Source organism: Hyphomicrobium sp. (genome assembly GCF_041659645.1).
In the GTDB taxonomy this organism is placed as follows: Bacteria; Pseudomonadota; Alphaproteobacteria; order Rhizobiales; family Hyphomicrobiaceae; genus Hyphomicrobium_B.
In genome coordinates, this window is sequence record NZ_JBAZXX010000004.1 from 460808 (window position 1) to 479137 (window position 18330).

An 18330-nucleotide genomic window follows, 5' to 3' on the forward strand; every position below is an offset into this window, starting at 1 on the left:
CGCCGGAGTCAAACTCGACTCCGGCGTTTTTTGTCATGCGGCGGGTGAGGGCGGGGCAGCGATATGAATCGAAGAGAGCGGCGGCGCGCATCGGCGGTTTCGCAACCCATAGCGCAGCGTGTCGAACATCCCGAAGCGGCTCGCCATTATCACGACGCGGTCCAGCATCTGAAACTCGAGCGCTTCGCCGAATCGGAAGTGGCCCACCATCGCGTCCTGTCTCTGGTCCCGAGCCACGCGCCGAGCCTCCACCATCTCGGGCTGATCGCCTTTAAGCGCCGTGAGCTGAACGGCGCCGTCGATTTCATCCGCCAAAGCCTCTCCGTTCAGCCCGATTATCACGAGGCGTGGCTCAATCTTGCGATCATCCTCACAGAGATGAAACGCTCGCAAGAAGCCATCGAAGCCTGTCGGGAATGCTTGGCCTTGCAACCAAGACATGCCGAAGCCCATGCCGTGCTCGGCAATCTCCTTCGCCTCGTCGATGGCGACGAGGCGATGAAAGCCTATAGCAATTCCCTCGCATTAAAGCCGGACCAGCCGCTTGTTCTTACCCGCCTCGGTGAATTGCGCCTGAAGTCGGGTGATGTCGACGCAGCCGCCGCGCACTGCAGGCGAGCTCTCGAACTCGATCCAAATCTTGACGACGCGCGAAATCTCGACCGGCGCTTGTTAGCCGCCACGTCGCGCTCCATCGCAACGCTGGCGGCGGAAATCGAGGCGCAATCGAAGACGGCGAGCGAACGCGCCAGAAGGTTCGATCAACTGGCAACCTATTTCAGGGACGAACGCCGCCTCCCCGAAGCCGCCGACATGGGTCGGCGCGCCGTCGCGGCCGATCCGGGCGTTGCTGACTACCACCTTAATCTGGCCCTTACATTGGAAGGCCTTGGATTTAACGAAGACGCACTCAAGAGCTATCAGGCGGGCCTCGCGATTGAGCCGGACCGAGCCGAAGCATACGCTAGCGTCGGCACGTTGCTCCGGAACATGAACATGCACAACGGCGCCATTCAGGCGCTTGAGCACGCCGTGAAGCTGAAACCCGATTTGGCGACCGCGCATTACGAGCTTGCGATCACCTACAAGCTTCGCGACCGGTTTGACGAAGCATGCACGGCGTTTCAGAAAAGCATCGAGTGCGCGCCGGATTCCGTCGTCAATCGCTTCGAATACATCAACCTGCGGCGTACGCTTTGCGATTGGGACGGGGTCGACGCGGAGGAGCGGGTCTGCCTTCAGATATTCCGGTCAAAGACCGCGCGCATCGCTCCGTTTCAATTGATTTCCTTGTGGTCGAGTCCCTCCGATCAACTCCGGGCGGCCAAGGAGTACGCGAAGACGTTCGACGTTCCTCAATCCCTCCGGTTGGCGACAAACCAAAACCTTCGGCGTTCGGAACAGCGCATCCGTATCGGTTTCCTCTCATGCGATTTCTTCGAGCACGCGACGGCGATGCTGTTCGCCGAAGTCCTGGAAAAGCTCGACCGCAGTCGCTTCGAAATCTTCGGTTACTGTCACAGCCCTGAAGACAACAGCGCCATGCGCCAGAGGATGCTTCGCGCTTTCGACCACACGCGAAAAATCGCCACGACGACGAACCGCGAAGCAGCGGCGATGATCCATGATGACAGCCTGGACGTACTCGTTGATCTCAAGGGCTACACCCGCGACGCACGGACTGAGATCCTCGCCTATCGGCCTGCACCCATTCAGGTGAACTACCTCGGGTATCCCGGTACCATGGGCGCCGATTTTATCGACTATATCGTGGCTGATGCGGTCGTGGCGCCGATGGAAATGCAGGCGAATTATTCCGAGCGGATCGTGCATCTTCCGAACAGCTATCAACCGAACGACCGCCAGCGCGTGATTTCCGACGAGCCCGTGACGCGCGCCGAATACGGTCTGCCTGAAGATGCCTTCGTGTTCTGCTCGTTCAACAATAGCTACAAACTCAATACGACGATGTTCGATCTGTGGATGCCGCTCCTCCGTAAGGTGCCGGGCTCTGTGCTGTGGCTGCTCGTGCCGAACGCGACGTGCGCCAGTAATTTGCGCCGCGAATCCGAAGCGAGGGGCGTCGATCCTTCGCGTCTCGTTTTTGCCGAACGCGCTTCGACCGCGAAGCATCTGGCCCGCCATCGCCTCGCCGACCTCTTCCTAGATGCGCTGCCCTGTAACGCCCACACGACAACCAGCGATGCCCTCTGGGCAGGCCTACCCGTCTTGACGTGCCTTGGTGAGACGTTCGCCGGCCGCGTTGCGGGCAGCCTTCTGACAGCCATGGGGCTGCCCGAGTTGATCGCCTCCAGCCTCGACGATTACCGCGTTCGAGCATTGGAACTCGCTCACGACAGGGAAAAGCTCGACGCGATCCGTCGGAAACTCATAAACCAAAGAGAGACGGCTCCTCTCTTCGATTCAACGCGCTACACGCGCAACCTCGAGAGGTCTTTCGAGACAATGGTTGAGATCATGCGAGCAGGCGAAGTGCCTCGGCCTTTCGTTGTCGTCGAGACCGATCCGCCGCGATCCGCTCCGCCGCCGACGGCCAGCACGACGTCCCCGGTGCTCCGCGCGGCCTTCGACGGGTGCCCGATCTGTGACAGCCGCGAGACATCGCTCGAAAGCGAAGCTCGGATAACGAACCACATGCTCTACAACACCATTCTGCCACCGGTACTGAAATGGCGCCGTTGCACGAGTTGCGATCACGTCTTTACGGAGGGATATCTGACCCCCGCGGGCGCTGCGATCATTCATTCCGCGATCAAGGCCGAAACAAGCGTCGGCAAGGATGCCGAAAATAGCCGCAAGACCTCGGCGAAAATGGTGTCGCGCGTCGCCCGCTTTGTTCCTGACGGCGACTGGCTCGATATCGGCTTCGGCAACGCGTCGCGTGTATTCACGGCTTCGGAATGGGGGTTTCGGGCGGTTGGCATAGATGCGAACGAGGGAAGCGTCGCAAAGCTCAGGAAGTTCGGATATGAGGCCTATCGCGATCTCGATGAAATAAGCGGTGCCGGCCGATTCAGCGTCGTAAGCATGATTGATGTCTTGGATCGCACGCCATTCCCTAGCCACATGCTGGCTGCGGTTCAACGGGTGATGCGCCCCGGTGGCGCCCTCGTCTTGTCGATGGCGAATACGGAATCCATCGTCTGGCGCGCGCTCGATGCAACTGGAGCCAACCCATATTGGTCCGAACTTGAGCGCTATCACAACTTCACGCGCGCACGCCTTGTCGGCCTACTGAGCGCGCACGGCTTTAAATTCGCCGAATATGATATCGCGGAAGATCATCGCAGCGGAATGGAGGTCGTGGCGCTCAAGATGCCTGCCGACTAGCCTTGGCGGTGCGCGGCGCTATTGGCAAAGCGTGAGATGACGCTTTCGCTCTTTCATATCGAGATGCAAATGGTCGTGATGCGCGTCGTTGGTGTCAGGCCCGAGAACGGTGTCGAAGACATCGCACGCGCCGTCGTGAGCCTGATGCAGAAACGCAGACATGGCCTGCTTCTCCTGCTCTTCTTTTAGGGCTTCCGGGGATTTGGGCTTTTCGTCGGTCTTTGGCTTGCCGTCGACCTTTTCCTTGTCTTCGCTCTTCTTCGCGATGTCGTGGGCCCCGAGTTTCGCCGCTGCAACTTGGAATTTGGCCTTGTGCTCGACCGATGCGGCATCGCTCGACTTTTGAGCCCGTTTAAGCTCGTCCGCCGTCGGCCCCCAGTTCCTCGATACACGAATGATCTTGCCGTCCGCCAGAACGAAGGCCGAGACGTCGATGGCGTTCATCAGCGCGTGCTCGCTGATCGGCGCGCGGGCAAGGCCATATCTGTTCCGGCAGGAGTAAGATTCCGCGATCACACGCGCCACCGGCGAGCCAAAGTTCTTCTGCGCCGCCGGCTGCAATTTGTCCGTGACCCAGGAATTGACACTCGCAATCATCTGGCAATTGAGCGTCGCTGCGGGCTCGATCCTGACCTTGCTCTCACTGACACTTTTCAAAAGGCGCGGCGCTGGTGCCCCGCAAATGCCTTCGCGCGTCGGCGGAAGCTCCTCGGAGACGACGGTGATCTTGCCGAGCAGCTTCTCGCAATCCTGTTTTGCCGCCGCAATCTCGGATTCCGTCCAGGATGGCGCGCTCTGTTTATCTGGTGGAACGGGCTTCGTTGATGCTTCGGTATCGGCGGGCAATGCGGTGACGGATGAAGCGGGGCCGTCGGACGCCGACAAACTCGGCCCGTGCGAGTCCGCCGCTTTATCGGTCGGAGGCGCATCGGCTCTCTCATTGGAGGGAGGTGCATCGGCTTTTATTGCGGCTCCAGGCGCAACGGCCGGCGCGATCACCGAAACATCGGATCGCGCATGCAACTCGGCTTCGGGCGGCGAGCTAAGACGTCCCGCGCGGACGATATAGAAGCTGTTCGGCTCGCAGAGGGGGAGGAGAAGGATGCCAAGGAAAACGATGCGCGTCAGCACGATCGAAACGCGAACAGCGAGATCATCGGCCTTGATGGCCGCCTTGGATCGGAGCGCCATGGCGCGAGCTAACAATTCTTGTTGCCTGCTCAAGACGGATCCTATTCGCCGATGCTCCCAAGGGCTCTGGTGCGATTGGAATTTCTAACTGCGATAGCCCCAAAATTTGACGACAGATGGCCTTAACCGGGAGCAAAGGCGAAATATCGGCCTCCACCCTTCGGAAAAAAGGAGCCTTTCGAAACTCTATGAGTGGCGAGAGGTTCCGCCGCGGTCGATTATAAGCGGAATGTCTTCAAATTCGGTCAACGAGGCTGAGGCTATGCTTCTTGAAATCCCTCGGGGTCATGCCGACCATGGCCTTGAAGAGACGACCGAAATGCGAGACGTCGCCAAAGCCCCAGGAATAGGCGATATCGCTGATCTGACGATGCGCCTGCGCAGGGTCTGAAAGGGCCGCCTGACATTTTTCTATTCGCCGGCTGAACAACAGGCGCTGCAGGGACGTCTTCTCGGGGTCGAGCAGCTGGTTCGCGTAGCGAACGGAAATGCCGGCGGCACCCGCGAGGTCTTCGCATGTTGCGTTGCAATTCGATAGGTTGTCGTCGACGACGGATTTGAGCCGCAGAAGAGACGCGAAGCGCGCGGACGAATGGACGAAGCCGTCGCCTTCCGCGTCTTTGATGGCCAGTGCCACGAGATCGAGCAACTGAAGTTTGACCTGAGATTGGGACGGCGCGCTCAAATAAGTGATCTGCTCCGGCAGCAGCTTGGCGAACGTCGAGGCCAGTGCCCCGCCGCCGTGCCCGCCATCGACGCGCCTGGCAGTCCAACGAGCCATTGGTCCGAGCCGCGCCTCGAAATCGCGCCGCGAGACCTCAATCACGAGGCCGCCGGCGTCGTGCGATTGAACGCAAGACGCGGGCCGACCGACGTCCAGCAAGCAGAGGTCGCCGGTCCTCAATTCCGCTTCGCGCCCGTCTTGGGCGATCCGCGCGTTGCCGCTGAGCTGGACGAGAATATGAACGGCGTCAGCAAACTGCGCGGCCTGCCCCTTGGTGCGCCACGCCGTCAGACCATTGCAGCTAAAGGTCGAGAGCGACATTCCGGCTACCCTCACATAACGCAGGTCGCCTTTGAAACGTGTTGGATGGGCTGGGCGAGTCTCGTGGGGACCAAAAACCTTACGGCTCATTTCGAACCAGTATTCGAACCGGTCTCGAGGGTGGACGTCTGATGTGGTGATGAACCATTCGGTCGGCTCGGCCTCTAGAGAGGGAGCCGTATCGCCGAGAATGTGCAGCATTTTACTTTGATCCCTACCCGCTCGCGGATGATACGAGGGGAAGGGATCAGGTCAAATGCTAAGAAAGGAGAGCCGATAATAATTCTGCGGATGGAACTATTGTTCGTGGGCCGAGTTTTTGAAAGTTGGTCTCTATGCGGGCGCCCCTGATTGTTCATCGGTATGAACAGATAGGATCGCCTTCAGTGTCGAGACGAATTGGATTGCTTCGGCCGCGGGAACGCCGGCGAGAAGTTTCTTCTCGACGCGCGAGTAAAGACGGTCGGCTCCGGCGATCACTTTCGCGCCTCGCTTCGAAAGGCGCACGCAATAGGCGCGACCATCGAGTGGGGAGCGTTTGCGTTCGAGCAATCCCTTACGAATGAGACGGCTGACGATGCCGGCGACCGTTGAACGATCTATTCCCGTAATCGACACCAAGTCCGTCTGGCTGAGATTTTCCTGACGCGAGATCGCGGTAAGGATCGCAAGCTGTCTGAGCGTCAGATCGCTATCTGCCGTTTCCGTTGAGTAAAGTTGCGTTGCGCACTGATCGACGCGCCGAAGAAGATGAATGACAGATCGCTGAAGATGGGCTGCCGACCGCTGGCTCATTGCTGAAGTGTTCCTCCGCTAAAAAAGTTCGATTTGATCAGCATGCAAATGCTCCGTGGAGAAAACAGTAGTCGGCCGTGAGTTTCTCTGCTCATGAGGGTTTGAAAGTCGGATGTGAAGGAGATTGCGCAGAATTAAGGTGATCGTGAGCGTCCGAAAATCGTCCTGGCCGCGAGAACAAAACCCGGAGTTCGCATCCGCGCGGACTCATCCAAACATCCTATTGCCGACTCCGGACAATGCCGCGGGCGGCGCTCGAGCCAATCTGTCGCGAGCCAAAGGGGATTCGTGGCAACACGAACCAGCTTTCGCACGCGAAATCGCATTGCTGCAATGGTACTTTTGATCGGATGCGCCATCATCCGCCGCCGGCCCGCAAAAGACCCCCATCGCTGGGGCAGCATGCGTGGTCTAGTGCCCGGTCTGCCCCCCAATATCGAGCGGCCAGCCGGAGCGACGTTAAGGGGAGGCGGCGTTGGCGACCATCATCACCGTGCACGGAACATTCGCCGCGCCGACGGCCGCTGATCCAAATAGCGGCGCGATGCCCGAGCTGCAATGGTGGGAGAAGGGCAGCACGTTCGAAAGCGATATGCGTCAGTTCGTCGAAGCCCGCGACGGCGAACTGAATTTCGTTCCGTTTCCCTGGGCAGGCGATAACAGCGAAGTCGAGCGTCGCGACGCGGGCGATCGGCTGACAAAAGTGATGCGTGAACTCGAAGCCAAGAGCGAGCCATACTGCGTCATCGGACACAGCCACGGTGGCTCCATCCTGTCTGACGCCCTGTTGACCAATGCCGCCCGTCGCCGCCCGCTTGCAAACTTGAAGCGCTGGATCACCGTCGGCACGCCTTTCCTGAAGCTCAGGAAAGAGCTTTGGCTTCTGACGCGGCTAAGCCTCATGCGAAAGGTGATCTTCGTCGCCTCGATGATGCTGTTGATGATGTTCGTCGTTTATATCATCGAGACGCAGATCGGCGGGGAGAGGACGCTCTTTGGAAGCACGTTCCCGCGCGTGTGGGTCTTCACGGGCCTCCTCGCCAGCCTGCCCGCACTCATATTCTACATTGTGCTGCGCTGGCTCGATGGCCGCAGCATGTTGGGCTATCACAGGCGAACCACGAAGCGCGCCTTAGCCAATTTCGGGCCGCGCTGGTTGCCGCTGTCCCATCCCGATGACGAAGCAATCCAAGGTCTTTCGTTGCTTCCCGATGCGCGGCTCGATTTCTTCGACAAATCCTTCGCTGTTTCGTCGATTACGCTCCTTTCGGTGATCGCGTTACCGATCATCTATTTCGCGGTCCTTCTGTCACCGACGACAATGGTGAGCATCGCGGATTGGTTGAAAACGGAAATCTACGATGCCAATGCGTCAGCCGAAGCGGAAGCAGCGTTGAACGACCTGCGCAGTCAGCTGATGTCGGCGCGCAAAGGTGAGGGCGAAGCGGTGACAAGCGAAAGCGGAGCCACTGTACCGTCCCCTCCAGACCGAAAGGCCGCCTGGCAGCAATATCGCCAGAAGCGCAGCGAGCTCGAAGATAAATATCCGAACCTCGATGCGATCGAGCGCGGCATACGCTTCAAGCGGCGCTTCTTTCAGAGGGACGGTCAGGCTTGCGACGGTGGAGTGTTGTGCGGAGCGGGACGGGATCTCGCCGTCAATAGCGGCCTGCTGCTCCACGTCGCCACCGACGAATTGTCCTGGGCATTTGGCGCCGCAGATCTTCAAGATCGAAGCAAGCGTTGGTTCTGGTCGCTGTTCGTCCCCGCAATCATCGTCCCCGCAATCCTTGGCGTCGTTGCCCTCGTTCTGATGGTGCTGATTCAGGGCATTGCGACACTCGTCAGTGCCATCGCCAGCAAGGCGCTGAACAGTATCACCAACGCCGAGGTTAAGCGCGCCGCTTACGGCAACGACACCGACGGAGAGATCGCAATCGGCGCGTTGGATCGCCCGATGTGGGTGGAGAAATCCCTGCCGCGCCTTCCGGCTCCGGTCGCCGATCTCATCACGAACTACAGCAATGCCGCGGCAAGCTTGACCATCGCCAAGTTTCGCCACGCCATCGGTCAAATCCGGTTTGCGGTGCCCCCCCATACGGCTGATACCGCAATCAGCACGTACTTCACATGGAAGGAACTCGTTCACGCGTCGTATTTCGACGTTCCGGAATTTCGCAAGTTGATCGCGCAAGCCATCAGCAGGTCCGAAGGTTTCGTTCCGAGCGAACGGTTTCGCGCCGACCCGGATTTCACACACACGGCAGAATGGCTCGATGCAATAGAGACTGGGCCGGGTACGACGGAAGAACCGGGTGACCGCGAGCCAACTCCGCAAGACTCCAAGGCTGTCGCCGCTGTCGTCGGCTCGACGGTGAAGGCGTCGCCCTAGTTCGAAGTCGATCCTACCAGGGAACCGTCAGTCCCCGGTAGTCGAGAAAGCGCAGCCCCCGTTTCCCAGCCTGCCCCGTAATCGTATCGACGACACGCGGTATGCTTTCCTCAATGCTGAGAGACGCACGCGGACCGCCCATGTCGGTGCGGACCCAGCCGGGAGCGATGATGATAAGCGAGCGCTGGTCGTTCCGGTGCCGTGCCGCATAACTGCACATCAACGTGTTGAGCGCCGCCTTGCTGCCACGATAGATCTCCCATCCGCCATCCTCGTTGTTGGCGACGCTGCCGAGGCCCGAGGACATGACGCCAATCGTACCTTCGTCCGACACGAGATCGCCGAGTCCTTCGATCACGCGCATTGGGCTTAGCGTATTGGTGACCATCAATCGGATGAATTCTTCGGTCGTGACGTTGCCGATTGTCTCATCGGGATTGTTGGCGACGCCAGCATTGACAAACAGGAGGTCGAACGTGCGCCCCTTAAGTCGGTCGCGCAGAGCGCTGACCTCATCCGGCTTAACGATGTCGACCGTTTCGATTTCGAGCGCATGTTCGTATTTATTTTTGAGATCGTGAAGTCGTGTGTGCGTCTTGCCACGCACCGTCCCGACGATGCTCCAGCCGCGATTGAGATCTTCCTCCGCGAGGGCAAGCCCCAAGCCGCGTGACGCGCCGACAATCAAGGCTGTCGGTTTCGTATGAGACATCGGTCGTTCCTTTTAATGGCGCCAATTGCATGTTTCTCGCCTAAGGTCCCGGCGATTCTATGCGGGCGAAATTTGAAGCTTTTGCGGAGCGAAGGCGAGTGCGGATATGTCAACGGAGTGATGACGGAAAGCATCCAACCGGCTTTTCATCCAGCGGAGAATATCGATGCGCAACCCCATAAAGAATAGCTGAAAGGGCTCTCGCCCGTCTCGCTTTGAGCACACCGCATCGCGAACGCGCAGGGTTTCCATGCCGCGTCTTGACGTTGGCCAGTCATGCTGGTTGCCTGCCGCCCGCATCAGGGGTGGGAGTAGCCGAAATGACGAAAGCTCAACACGAGCTTGGGGGCGAGGGCGCGGAGAACGAAGCGAGGGGATACTCGGGTCACCGTCGTGGTTCGTTTTCAGCCGTGATTTCCGTGCTGGCTCTCGCGTTCTCTGGCTACAGTCTTTGGGATAGTTCGCTCAAGGCGCCGGATCTCAAGGTCTTCGTGCCGCCCGTCATCCAATTCACTGCGCCCTATAACAACACCAACTTCGAAGTGGTCGAGGTTCCCGTGACGCTCCTGAATGATGGCGGCCGCACCGGTACTGCCCTTTCGATGGACCTCGAGGTGACGAACCCGAAGACAGGCGAAGTCAAACGCTTTTACGCCGCCGACCTCGGCCGGTGGACGATGGATAAAGCCCGTGCCAACGGCTTTGATCCATTTGCTCCCATTCCACTGGCGGGCAAGTCGAGCAAAACGGAGACGGTTCTCTTTTACACGAACGGGCCGGCGCAAAAGCCGGATCAGATCATTCGCGAACCCGGTACGTACGGCTTTCGTCTCGTGTTGGACGAGGCCGACGTGAACGAATTTGGCCCCATCGATAAGATCTTCCGCCATGGCCCCGCCGAAGTGGAATTCAACATGGAACTGCGGAACTACGATGCCCGCGCCTTCCAGACTGGAACTCTCCCGCTCTATTCGACATCGGGCCGCTCGGCGAAAGGCGGCAGCAGCGCGCAGCCGTAACCGGTCTCGCCAATCGCTCCGGTCTCTGTCTCCAGCCGAACGCAAAGTCCAACGGCGCCTCCCGCGAGGGTGGCGCCGCAGTCGATATAACGATAATGGCTTCCTACACGGCGCGCATAACACCGGTCTTCGGGTGACAGTTGATATACTCGAAATATTGGGCGGCCGCATCGAAGACCGAGACTTCGTGATAGAGAGTAAGGTTCTTGAACTTCTTGGCGAGACGATTGAACGTCACGAAAATCTGTAGATGGGTGTGGTGCGATTCCGCCCACTGCTCGAGATTGGTGATGGAACGCCAGAGGCTGTATCCAAAGCCCTTCTCCAAAAGGTTACCGTTCTCGTCCATATGATGGAGATAGCGGTTACAATAGCAGCCAGATTCGAGGCCGTCGTCGCGCAGATAGTTCATGCCGTCGTGGAGCACCGGCTCGATCTCTTCGAACCACGTCCGGCGTTCCTCACCTTCCGTCAAACTCCAGTCCTCACCGGAGCGGATGAGCGCCAAGTTCTGATGGCCCGCCACGACGACGCGACCGCCGAGAGCCGGCGTTCCTTCCTTGACTGTAAGGCTTCCTGACGGATCCAAAGTATCGGTCTGCGACAGCGGCAGGCGATCGCGCATCGATCCCCAATAGCCGTGCTCGATAATGGGTTCGCTCATGCCACCCATCAAAATACTGATGCCTTCGAGCGGTCCGTGTTCATGCGTGAAGATCGTCTCGAACTGCTCCATACGCGGGCGGAGGATCTCGCGGAAGTAGCCGACGCCCTCATTGAGACGGTCTTGCGACGCCCACCAGCTCGAAATAGCGGGGCTGTCTCTCCACCTTTCATATTCGTTCGGATCCACCCAATAGCCGACAGCGATCAAATTCAGGTAGCCCTGGCCATCGACGAACTGGACGAGATCGTGGCGTGCCGGGCCATCGGCCGCTTTGAAGCTTTGCAGGATGTTTTGAAACGCCGCGCAGGCGCGCCCTTTCATGTCGTCGCCTTTGGACTGAACGCCAAAGTACGCCATGACAAGATTCTCGATCGTCTCCTCGCCCCGCGCCGAATACATCGGGACCGCCGGGTTCCATTTATCGCTGACGCGTCGCGTTCGCGTACGTGGGCATCTCAGATGACTTGGGATCGAAGAGTCCAAGGGCATGAGGTCGTCCTCCCGGCTTTTTTTGTTTGCAATAACTGGCGCGGATCACCCGAGGGAAATACAAGTGCGCACGCGCGCGCCGCGCACCTTCTCGACGACCCAGATGGAAATTGTTTTGAAGTGCCCTGGAACGATAGAGCACGGTGCCCGCATTCACCGGGCAAAATGCCCGCGTCAGGCTCCGCTCGATACGAGCTGGTCGGCGGGAATAAGTCCGGCCGCCAATGCTAGCCACACAAGATGCGCGTCGTTGTCAGCACCGATCTTCGCCTTGACCGCATAGTGGATATTCCGCACCGTCTTGAGACTGAGGTTGAGAAGACCGGCGATGGCCTCGCTGCTAAGGCCGGTCGCAACGAGTCTCAAAACCTCCATTTCGCGCGGCGATAATTCATCGATCGCGGGACGGCCGCCACTCAAGCGGTCGGCGGCAAGAGCCCGCGAGATGTCTTCGCTCATGGCCCTGCCGCCGTCGGCAACAATTTCAACGGCTCGAATAAGCTCTCCAGGCGGACTACTCTTGGTTATGTAACCTCTGGCGCCGGCCTCGAAAGCCTTCAAGGCGAAAGCCGAGCCGAGGTGCATCGTGAAGACAAGGATTTTTGCATCCTTGTCGAAATCGCGAATTCTGCGGACCGCTTCGATCCCGCTCGCGCCCAGCAGCGTCAAGTCCATGATGACGACGTCGGGGCGATGCGTTTTGTACGCCGCGTAGGCCTGTACGACGTCCTCGGCTTCCGCGCAGACGGAGAACCGCGGCCGCATTTCCAGAAGCCGCCGGTATCCTTCCCGCACGATAGGATGATCGTCGACCAGCAATATGGAGATGCGGCTCATGCGAAAACGCCCTCGGGTCCGAGCGGCACCATCGCAAAAATGCGAACTCCGCGTGGCGCGTTCCCAATCGCGAGAGAGCCGCCGAGCCCCGCAAGTCTTTCGCGAATCCCAAGGATGCCGTGGCCCGTGGATGTGTGGACGCGGCTGATGTCGCCGCCGCCGTCGTCTTCAATCGTCAGCGCAATATGCGGGTCTCGCGTGGATCGATGTTCGATGCGAACGCTGACTTCGGTGGGGCGACCGTGCTTGCTCGCGTTCGTCAGGCATTCCTGAACGATGCGATAGAGATCCACGGCGACGCGCTTTTGCAACTCTGCTAGCCGTCCCGCCATTTGCAGGCGGAAAACGGTGCCGGTCTTGGACTGGGCGTTGAAATCGGTGATGAGTTGCCGGAGGCTGGCCTCCAGCCCGACCTCCTCGATACTCTGCGATCGCAAGCGAACCAATGTGGTCCGCAATGCCCCCATCATGTGTTCTTGCATTTTCGCGATTGCTCTGGCGTCCTGCGCTATGTCAGGCCTGTCCGGCATCGCACTGGTCTCGATGACCGTCGCAAGGGCAGTCGTGGCGCTAAGGGCTTGGCCGAATTCATCGTGAAGATCGCGGGCGATCGACCTTCGTTCTTCTTCTTGAACCTGGAACAGCCGGGCCGTGAGCGCCATGCGCTCGGAGTTCGTCTGCCGAAGCGTCGCCGCGAGGCCGTTTACGGCATTTGCAATGTGATTGAACTCAGTGCTTTTGAACTTTCCGAGATGCAGGCCGAGTTGCCCTCCCTCAAGTTTCTTGAGCGCGCCGACGATGGCTCGCGCAGGCTGCAAAGCATGTCCAATCATCAGCGCCGCGAGAACGGCGATGCCTGCGGCTAACATGATCGCGACGTCAACGACGGTCGAAATTTCGCGCCATGCGCGTCGAAGCGCTGCGTCGGGGTCGGCGTTTGTCACGATAACGCCTGCACTTTGGTCGTGGATTGAGAGGTTCTGTTCGACAGGCTCGTATGATCCGAAGAGCGGCAGGTAAGCCATCGCGAACCAAGCAGGTGCGGGTGGGCCTAATGCCTCGACCTGACTGCACAGCTTGCGGCGATCGGAATTCGTCAAACCAAAGGTCACGCAGACGCCAGGAGAAATTATGCTCTGTGTCTCGACAGTATCCCAGTCGGGGAGCGGGACAAGCGAGCCGCGCTGCATCCCATTGCGCCACATCAGACGCTGCCAATAGAGGGCCTGCAGGCGTTGATCGACCCGCGTTGCGGTCGAAGCCACGTCCGCCTCTATTGAGCGATGAGCGTCCCACACCAGACAGCAAATAGCAGCGGTAAGGCACAACAGCACGACCGACATGAGCCGAATGATCAGCAGCGTAAGAAGGCGCATGGTTTCCTCCCGTCTTTTTCGGGGGAGTGTGCATCCTACCTGTCCGGAAATGAAGGGGTGCCAACGATCAGCGGGCAAAATGCCCGGTCGAGCACTCCCTTCGCTAGTTAGGCTGGCTTTCGAAGCGGTCGCTTACTCGTACAGATAACCGACAGGCTTGCCCTCGGCTTGCATCGGACGAACGTCCTTCCCCGAGATGATTTGACCAGCCAGACCGTCGATCTCGTCTCGTTGCGTCGGCGTCCAGCTGCGAAGATTTTCCATGCCCTTCAGGAGCCCGAGCCGGAGGACCTGCGTATTTTCCCCCATGCCGTCGAGATGTATTGTGTTCTTGCTCACCGTCACCACATCGCCTGTCGAAAGCTCGATAATCTTGCCCGCACTGTCTTTGAATTCGGCTGTGCCGCGAATGACGCGATAAATAACGACCTCGCCTTTCGCAAGAGATGCGGCGTCCGCTGTTGCCGAGGTGCTCTTTGGCAAGAGCGAGTGGTCACGAGGGTCGGTGGCTATGATGTGGCCGGTTACAAGATGACCACTCGGAATCTCGATTCCGATGTCTCGCACGTAAACAGGCGTGTCCGATTTAATGACGCTATCGGATGAGCCCGCTACGAGAGGTTTGAACAGCGCATCCAATTCCAATGGATCCTGAAGCCAGAAGCCCGCGTCCGCCGGGCGATCATGCAACTCGTGGGTCCAGGCGATGCGTGGCGTTTCGGCTTCGTCGATGTGATCGGGAGCCACAATGGTCGGATTGGGAAAGGTCGTAGGATCGGTAATGAAGGCTTCAAGAAACTTTCCCGAGTAGCCCATCGAAATCGCGTCCGGCACCACTGTCTGCGGCGTCTTCAGGTTCTCTTCGGTCGACATTCCTGACCAAGTATAAAAGAGCTGACGATGCACGATCGCGCTTTGCAACATCACCGCGCCGGGGCCGACGTAATACAGCCGGCCATCGTAGTTGAACGTGAACATGCCCGACGTGACCACCACGAGCTGGAAACCGCCCGGTGGAAGGTGGAGGTGGAAATCGGTGGGGCCGGTATCTTCGCGGTAAATCGGGAGATTTGTCGCGACCTCATGGAAAAGGAAGGCTTCGTTGTTTGCATGGAAGCCTTCGTTCGCGCGGTTATAGAGAGCCTGCGGGCGATAGGTCGCCTCGTAGACCGCATCCCGATAGCGATCAATCGCCACGAAACTCTGATTGTTCAGGCGGACTGGATCGCCGTTGGGGCGCGTAAGACCAGGCCCTTTAAAATCGACCGCAGCATGCACGTTCATGGCATCCTCCAAGGGACGAGCAGTCATCTAGCTGGGGGTCTCAAGCAAAGCTTACGGGAAGCCCCGTCTCGTTCATTAGGCGAGGGCACGGCGTGCAACCCAGCCAGGAAACCAACCCATCGCGCATCAATCTTGCTGCGCGACGGGGACTGAGTTTGCGCCGCAAGAAATGCGCACACAAGCGGAAAGTCTTTTTGAAAACAACGACAACTTGCTAATTAAGCGGCAATTTGCTGCCTCGTTGTGCAATGCCGATCCGCCGCTCGTGTGGGGAAGGGCTTGCATCTGACCCGATCCCGGAAGCCGAGAGCCTCACTATCAACGTGCCGGACCTGTGCGAATCCGCTCGCAGTGCAATATGAAGTGATCTAACTTTCTTGAGTCCGTTTTATTGCAGATGTTCAGGAAGCATATTAGTCGGACGATGCGCAGGCATGATCTTACTGCGGAAGTCTAAAAGGTCGGGGGCCATCTCCATGTCGCTCGTAGGCAAGACCGCACTCGTGACCGGTTCGTCTTCCTCAAGCCCAAGCCCGCGGCACGCTCAATAGCCCAGGTCGGGAATTCAGGACGATGCAGATCAAGGGTGCTCATGAATAAAGTTTTCTCGGACGCGGCGACGGCACTCGATGGCCTAGTCAAAGACGGTCAAACGATCGCGGTTGGAGGCTTTGGCCTGTGCGGTATTCCCGAGGCGCTGATTGCGGCCCTCCGGGATTCAGGCGTTAAGGGCCTAACCGCAGTCTCCAATAACGCTGGTGTCGATGGCTTTGGTCTCGGCCAACTGCTGGAGACGCGGCAAATCAAAAAAATGATCTCGTCCTATGTCGGCGAGAACAAGGAGTTCGAGCGCCAGTTTCTCGCCGGCGAGTTGGAACTCGAATTTACGCCCCAAGGCACGCTGGCGGAGCGTCTGCGCGCCGGCGGCGCCGGCATACCCGCCTTCTATACCAAGACCGGCTATGGAACACTGGTGGCGGAGGGCAAGCCCGTCGCGGAATTCGACGGTGAGTCCTACATCCTTGAGCGCGCCATCACCGCGGACGTCGCGCTTGTGAAGGCCTGGAAAGGCGACAAATCGGGCAATCTCGTCTACCGCAAAACCGCGCGCAATTTTAACCCCATGGTGGCGACGGCCGGCAAGATCACCATCGCCGAGGTCGAGCATCTCGTGGAAGTCGGTGAGATCGATCCCGACCACGTGCACACGCCCAGCATCTTCGTGTCGCGCATCATCCTCAATGCCACCCCCGAGAAGCGCATCGAGCAGCGCACCATTCGCAAGGCTTGACCCGGAGATCTATAAGCAATGGCCTGGACACGTGATCAAATGGCAGAGCGCGCAGCCAAAGAACTGCGCGACGGCTTCTACGTCAATCTCGGCATCGGGCTGCCGACACTCGTCGCGAATTTCATTCCGGACGGGATGAGCGTGATGTTGCAATCCGAGAATGGGTTGCTTGGCATCGGCCCGTTCCCGACCGACGCCGAAGTCGATGCGGACCTCATCAATGCGGGGAAGCAGACGATCACCACACAGCCTGGATCAAGCTTCTTCTCATCAGCCGATAGTTTCGGAATGATCCGGGGCGGCCACATCGATCTCGCAATTTTGGGGGCGATGCAGGTCTCCGAGAAGGGGGACCTCGCGAACTGGATGATCCCCGGCAAGATGGTCAAAGGCATGGGCGGAGCCATGGACTTAGTGGCCGGCGTGGACCGCGTCGTCGTTGTCATGGAACACACAGCGAAAAAGAAGGACGGCACGACCGAATTGAAGATCCTGCCGCAATGCACGTTGCCGTTAACCGGAGTCGGGGTCGTCAATCTGGTCATTACCGACCTTGCCGTGATGGAAGTCGGTCCTGGCGGCCTGAAACTCGTTGAGCTGGCTCCTGGCGTGACGCGCGATGACGTTGTGGCGTCCACCGGAGTTACCGTGCAGTGATCGGCTGCAATGATTTAGCCTGACCTTTATCGATCGGCGGGCTCGGCGGGATATGACGACCCGCCGGTCGCGCTCATTGCCCTTCGGACAACGCAGGGTCTTCGCAGAGCGACGCTCGCAAATCGGGTTATAGACGGCCCAGCAGCTCGCCCTTTTTTGACTCATACTCGCTATCTGTCAGGATGCCTTTTTTGTGCAGATCGGCGAGTTTTTCAATGAGCGAAAAGATCTCGTCGGGTGCCCCCGCGGCTACCGCTCCCGCATCGCGGCCCACCGACGACAGAGGAGCTACCGCGTCGCGAACCAGTGGCGAAACAGCTGGTGCTGGTTCTGGCGCGATGATCGGCGCCATTGGGGCGACAAGTGCGGGCTCGCGAATGCTCGCATAGGATTGGGTCGGAGAAGCGGCCCCGTTCGTCGGATAGGCGGAGGTGATGAGGGGCAAGTCAAGCACTCGCACGAGCCCAAACTGACTTGTGAAGGTAATCGACTGATCGCCGCTCTGCTGTTGGGAGAAACCACCGATCTGATGATTGCCCGTATCGTAGACCGATACTTGGCCGCCAACGTCGATTGCGAGCCTGCGTGTTGCGGGAAAGTAGGCATACCTCAGATTGTTTTGTGCACCGGTCGACCCCGGGACGCCCAGATCAGTTGGCCACCAGTTTCCCGATTGCGCGTTGGGCACGAAGAAGCTTGAGCCGGTGACGCCGCCGTTGCCTTGCTGTTGATAGCCACCGCCCTGGGACTGGTTCTGGCTTTGAGCGGGCATGGCGAAGAGCGGCTGCCCCTGGATCAAACCAGACAATTCCTGGCACAGTGACGCAATGCGGCCCTTGAGGTAGTTGTTGAACATGTCGCCGATCATGATCATCCCTCCGGATGACCACTGGCCCATGCCGCCGAACTCCGGATGATTGAACTGGGCTTGGTTGCCATACCCAGCCGACACCGCGATGAGCATGGTAGTAACAGCGTCGCTCGAAAACCCATGGCGGCGCGCCACGTCATCTACGATCCGTCGGCCTTCGTCGGTCAATTGTTCCATAACTTACCTTTTAAATAGACATGGAATACTTGTGGCTTCGCCAGCTTTACCCACGGGCTATCACACCCTCGACACCGGTGACAGCACGGAAACCAATGCGGCTGCTTCACGACGCAACGTGACGCTATTTTGAGCATGCCAAAGGGCGATGACTGGACCAAAGTACGGGCTTCGCT

Annotated in this window: 14 protein-coding genes; 5 read left to right on the forward strand and 9 right to left on the reverse strand. The window is 58.9% G+C overall.

The window, feature by feature from the left end:
* Nucleotides 1–63 precede the first annotated feature (63 nt).
* Nucleotides 64–3351: a tetratricopeptide repeat protein gene (locus tag WC811_RS16625; RefSeq protein WP_372646435.1), complete on the forward strand. Its 3288-nt coding sequence runs from the start codon at nt 64–66 to the stop codon at nt 3349–3351.
* A gap of 18 nt (nt 3352–3369) precedes the next feature.
* Here WC811_RS16625 and WC811_RS16630 read toward each other — a convergent pair whose 3' ends face one another.
* From WC811_RS16630 to WC811_RS16640, 3 genes are all read right to left on the reverse strand, one after another.
* Entirely contained in the window at nt 3370–4575 is a 1206-nt protein-coding gene (locus tag WC811_RS16630; protein ID WP_372646436.1) for an extensin family protein, read from the reverse strand.
* Between the two features lie 202 nt (nt 4576–4777).
* Complete coding sequence (locus tag WC811_RS16635) at nt 4778–5788, reverse strand: helix-turn-helix domain-containing protein (RefSeq protein ID WP_372646437.1); 1011 nt, start codon at nt 5786–5788, stop codon at nt 4778–4780.
* A gap of 132 nt (nt 5789–5920) precedes the next feature.
* Nucleotides 5921–6382, reverse strand: a complete 462-nt coding sequence (locus WC811_RS16640; RefSeq protein WP_372646438.1) for a MarR family winged helix-turn-helix transcriptional regulator — start codon at nt 6380–6382, stop codon at nt 5921–5923.
* 475 nt (nt 6383–6857) lie between these two features.
* On the opposite strand from WC811_RS16640, the gene WC811_RS16645 reads away from it, so the two are divergent.
* Nucleotides 6858–8774 carry a hypothetical protein gene (locus tag WC811_RS16645; RefSeq protein WP_372646439.1) on the forward strand — a complete coding sequence of 639 codons (1917 nt, stop codon included), beginning with the start codon at nt 6858–6860 and terminating at the stop codon, nt 8772–8774.
* Nucleotides 8775–8787: 13 nt separating this feature from the next.
* Here WC811_RS16645 and WC811_RS16650 read toward each other — a convergent pair whose 3' ends face one another.
* On the reverse strand, nt 8788–9486 hold the full coding sequence (locus tag WC811_RS16650) for an SDR family NAD(P)-dependent oxidoreductase (protein ID WP_372646440.1): 699 nt from the start codon (nt 9484–9486) through the stop codon (nt 8788–8790).
* A gap of 320 nt (nt 9487–9806) precedes the next feature.
* On the opposite strand from WC811_RS16650, the gene WC811_RS16655 reads away from it, so the two are divergent.
* Complete coding sequence (locus WC811_RS16655; protein WP_372646441.1) at nt 9807–10505, forward strand: hypothetical protein; 699 nt, start codon at nt 9807–9809, stop codon at nt 10503–10505.
* A gap of 103 nt (nt 10506–10608) precedes the next feature.
* Here WC811_RS16655 and WC811_RS16660 read toward each other — a convergent pair whose 3' ends face one another.
* The 4 genes from WC811_RS16660 to WC811_RS16675 form a co-directional block, all read right to left on the reverse strand.
* Nucleotides 10609–11571, reverse strand: coding sequence for a phenylacetaldoxime dehydratase family protein (locus WC811_RS16660; protein ID WP_372646442.1), 963 nt, complete (start codon nt 11569–11571; stop codon nt 10609–10611).
* 264 nt (nt 11572–11835) lie between these two features.
* Nucleotides 11836–12498 carry a response regulator gene (locus tag WC811_RS16665; RefSeq protein ID WP_372646443.1) on the reverse strand — a complete coding sequence of 221 codons (663 nt, stop codon included), beginning with the start codon at nt 12496–12498 and terminating at the stop codon, nt 11836–11838.
* Nucleotides 12495–13874: a sensor histidine kinase gene (locus WC811_RS16670; protein ID WP_372646444.1), complete on the reverse strand. Its 1380-nt coding sequence runs from the start codon at nt 13872–13874 to the stop codon at nt 12495–12497. The genes WC811_RS16665 and WC811_RS16670 overlap by 4 nt, the downstream gene beginning before the upstream one ends.
* Before the next feature lie 132 nt (nt 13875–14006).
* Entirely contained in the window at nt 14007–15158 is a 1152-nt protein-coding gene (locus tag WC811_RS16675) for a hypothetical protein (protein ID WP_372646445.1), read from the reverse strand.
* A gap of 592 nt (nt 15159–15750) precedes the next feature.
* Between WC811_RS16675 and WC811_RS16680 the strand changes: the two genes are divergently transcribed.
* Nucleotides 15751–16449: a CoA transferase subunit A gene (locus WC811_RS16680; protein ID WP_372646446.1), complete on the forward strand. Its 699-nt coding sequence runs from the start codon at nt 15751–15753 to the stop codon at nt 16447–16449.
* A gap of 18 nt (nt 16450–16467) precedes the next feature.
* On the forward strand, nt 16468–17106 hold the full coding sequence (locus tag WC811_RS16685) for a 3-oxoacid CoA-transferase subunit B (RefSeq protein ID WP_372646447.1): 639 nt from the start codon (nt 16468–16470) through the stop codon (nt 17104–17106).
* Nucleotides 17107–17233: 127 nt separating this feature from the next.
* On the opposite strand, the gene WC811_RS16690 is transcribed toward WC811_RS16685, so the two are convergent.
* Nucleotides 17234–18154 (reverse strand): SHOCT domain-containing protein, encoded by a 921-nt coding sequence (locus WC811_RS16690; protein WP_372646448.1) that lies wholly within the window; start codon nt 18152–18154, stop codon nt 17234–17236.
* Nucleotides 18155–18330: the final 176 nt, after the last annotated feature.

Excerpts from the sequence above, each read along its gene's own strand:
- WC811_RS16625 (WP_372646435.1), top strand. The coding sequence starts at position 64 with ATGAATCGAAGAGAGCGGCGGCGCGCATCGGCGGTTTCGCAACCCATA.
- WC811_RS16635 (WP_372646437.1), bottom strand. The coding sequence starts at position 5,788 with ATGCTGCACATTCTCGGCGATACGGCTCCCTCTCTAGAGGCCGAGCCG.
- WC811_RS16640 (WP_372646438.1), bottom strand. The coding sequence starts at position 6,382 with ATGAGCCAGCGGTCGGCAGCCCATCTTCAGCGATCTGTCATTCATCTT.
- WC811_RS16650 (WP_372646440.1), bottom strand. The coding sequence starts at position 9,486 with ATGTCTCATACGAAACCGACAGCCTTGATTGTCGGCGCGTCACGCGGC.
- WC811_RS16655 (WP_372646441.1), top strand. The coding sequence starts at position 9,807 with ATGACGAAAGCTCAACACGAGCTTGGGGGCGAGGGCGCGGAGAACGAA.
- WC811_RS16660 (WP_372646442.1), bottom strand. The coding sequence starts at position 11,571 with ATGTATTCGGCGCGGGGCGAGGAGACGATCGAGAATCTTGTCATGGCG.
- WC811_RS16665 (WP_372646443.1), bottom strand. The coding sequence starts at position 12,498 with ATGAGCCGCATCTCCATATTGCTGGTCGACGATCATCCTATCGTGCGG.
- WC811_RS16670 (WP_372646444.1), bottom strand. The coding sequence starts at position 13,874 with ATGCGCCTTCTTACGCTGCTGATCATTCGGCTCATGTCGGTCGTGCTG.
- WC811_RS16675 (WP_372646445.1), bottom strand. The coding sequence starts at position 15,158 with ATGAACGTGCATGCTGCGGTCGATTTTAAAGGGCCTGGTCTTACGCGC.
- WC811_RS16680 (WP_372646446.1), top strand. The coding sequence starts at position 15,751 with ATGAATAAAGTTTTCTCGGACGCGGCGACGGCACTCGATGGCCTAGTC.
- WC811_RS16685 (WP_372646447.1), top strand. The coding sequence starts at position 16,468 with ATGGCCTGGACACGTGATCAAATGGCAGAGCGCGCAGCCAAAGAACTG.
- WC811_RS16690 (WP_372646448.1), bottom strand. The coding sequence starts at position 18,154 with ATGGAACAATTGACCGACGAAGGCCGACGGATCGTAGATGACGTGGCG.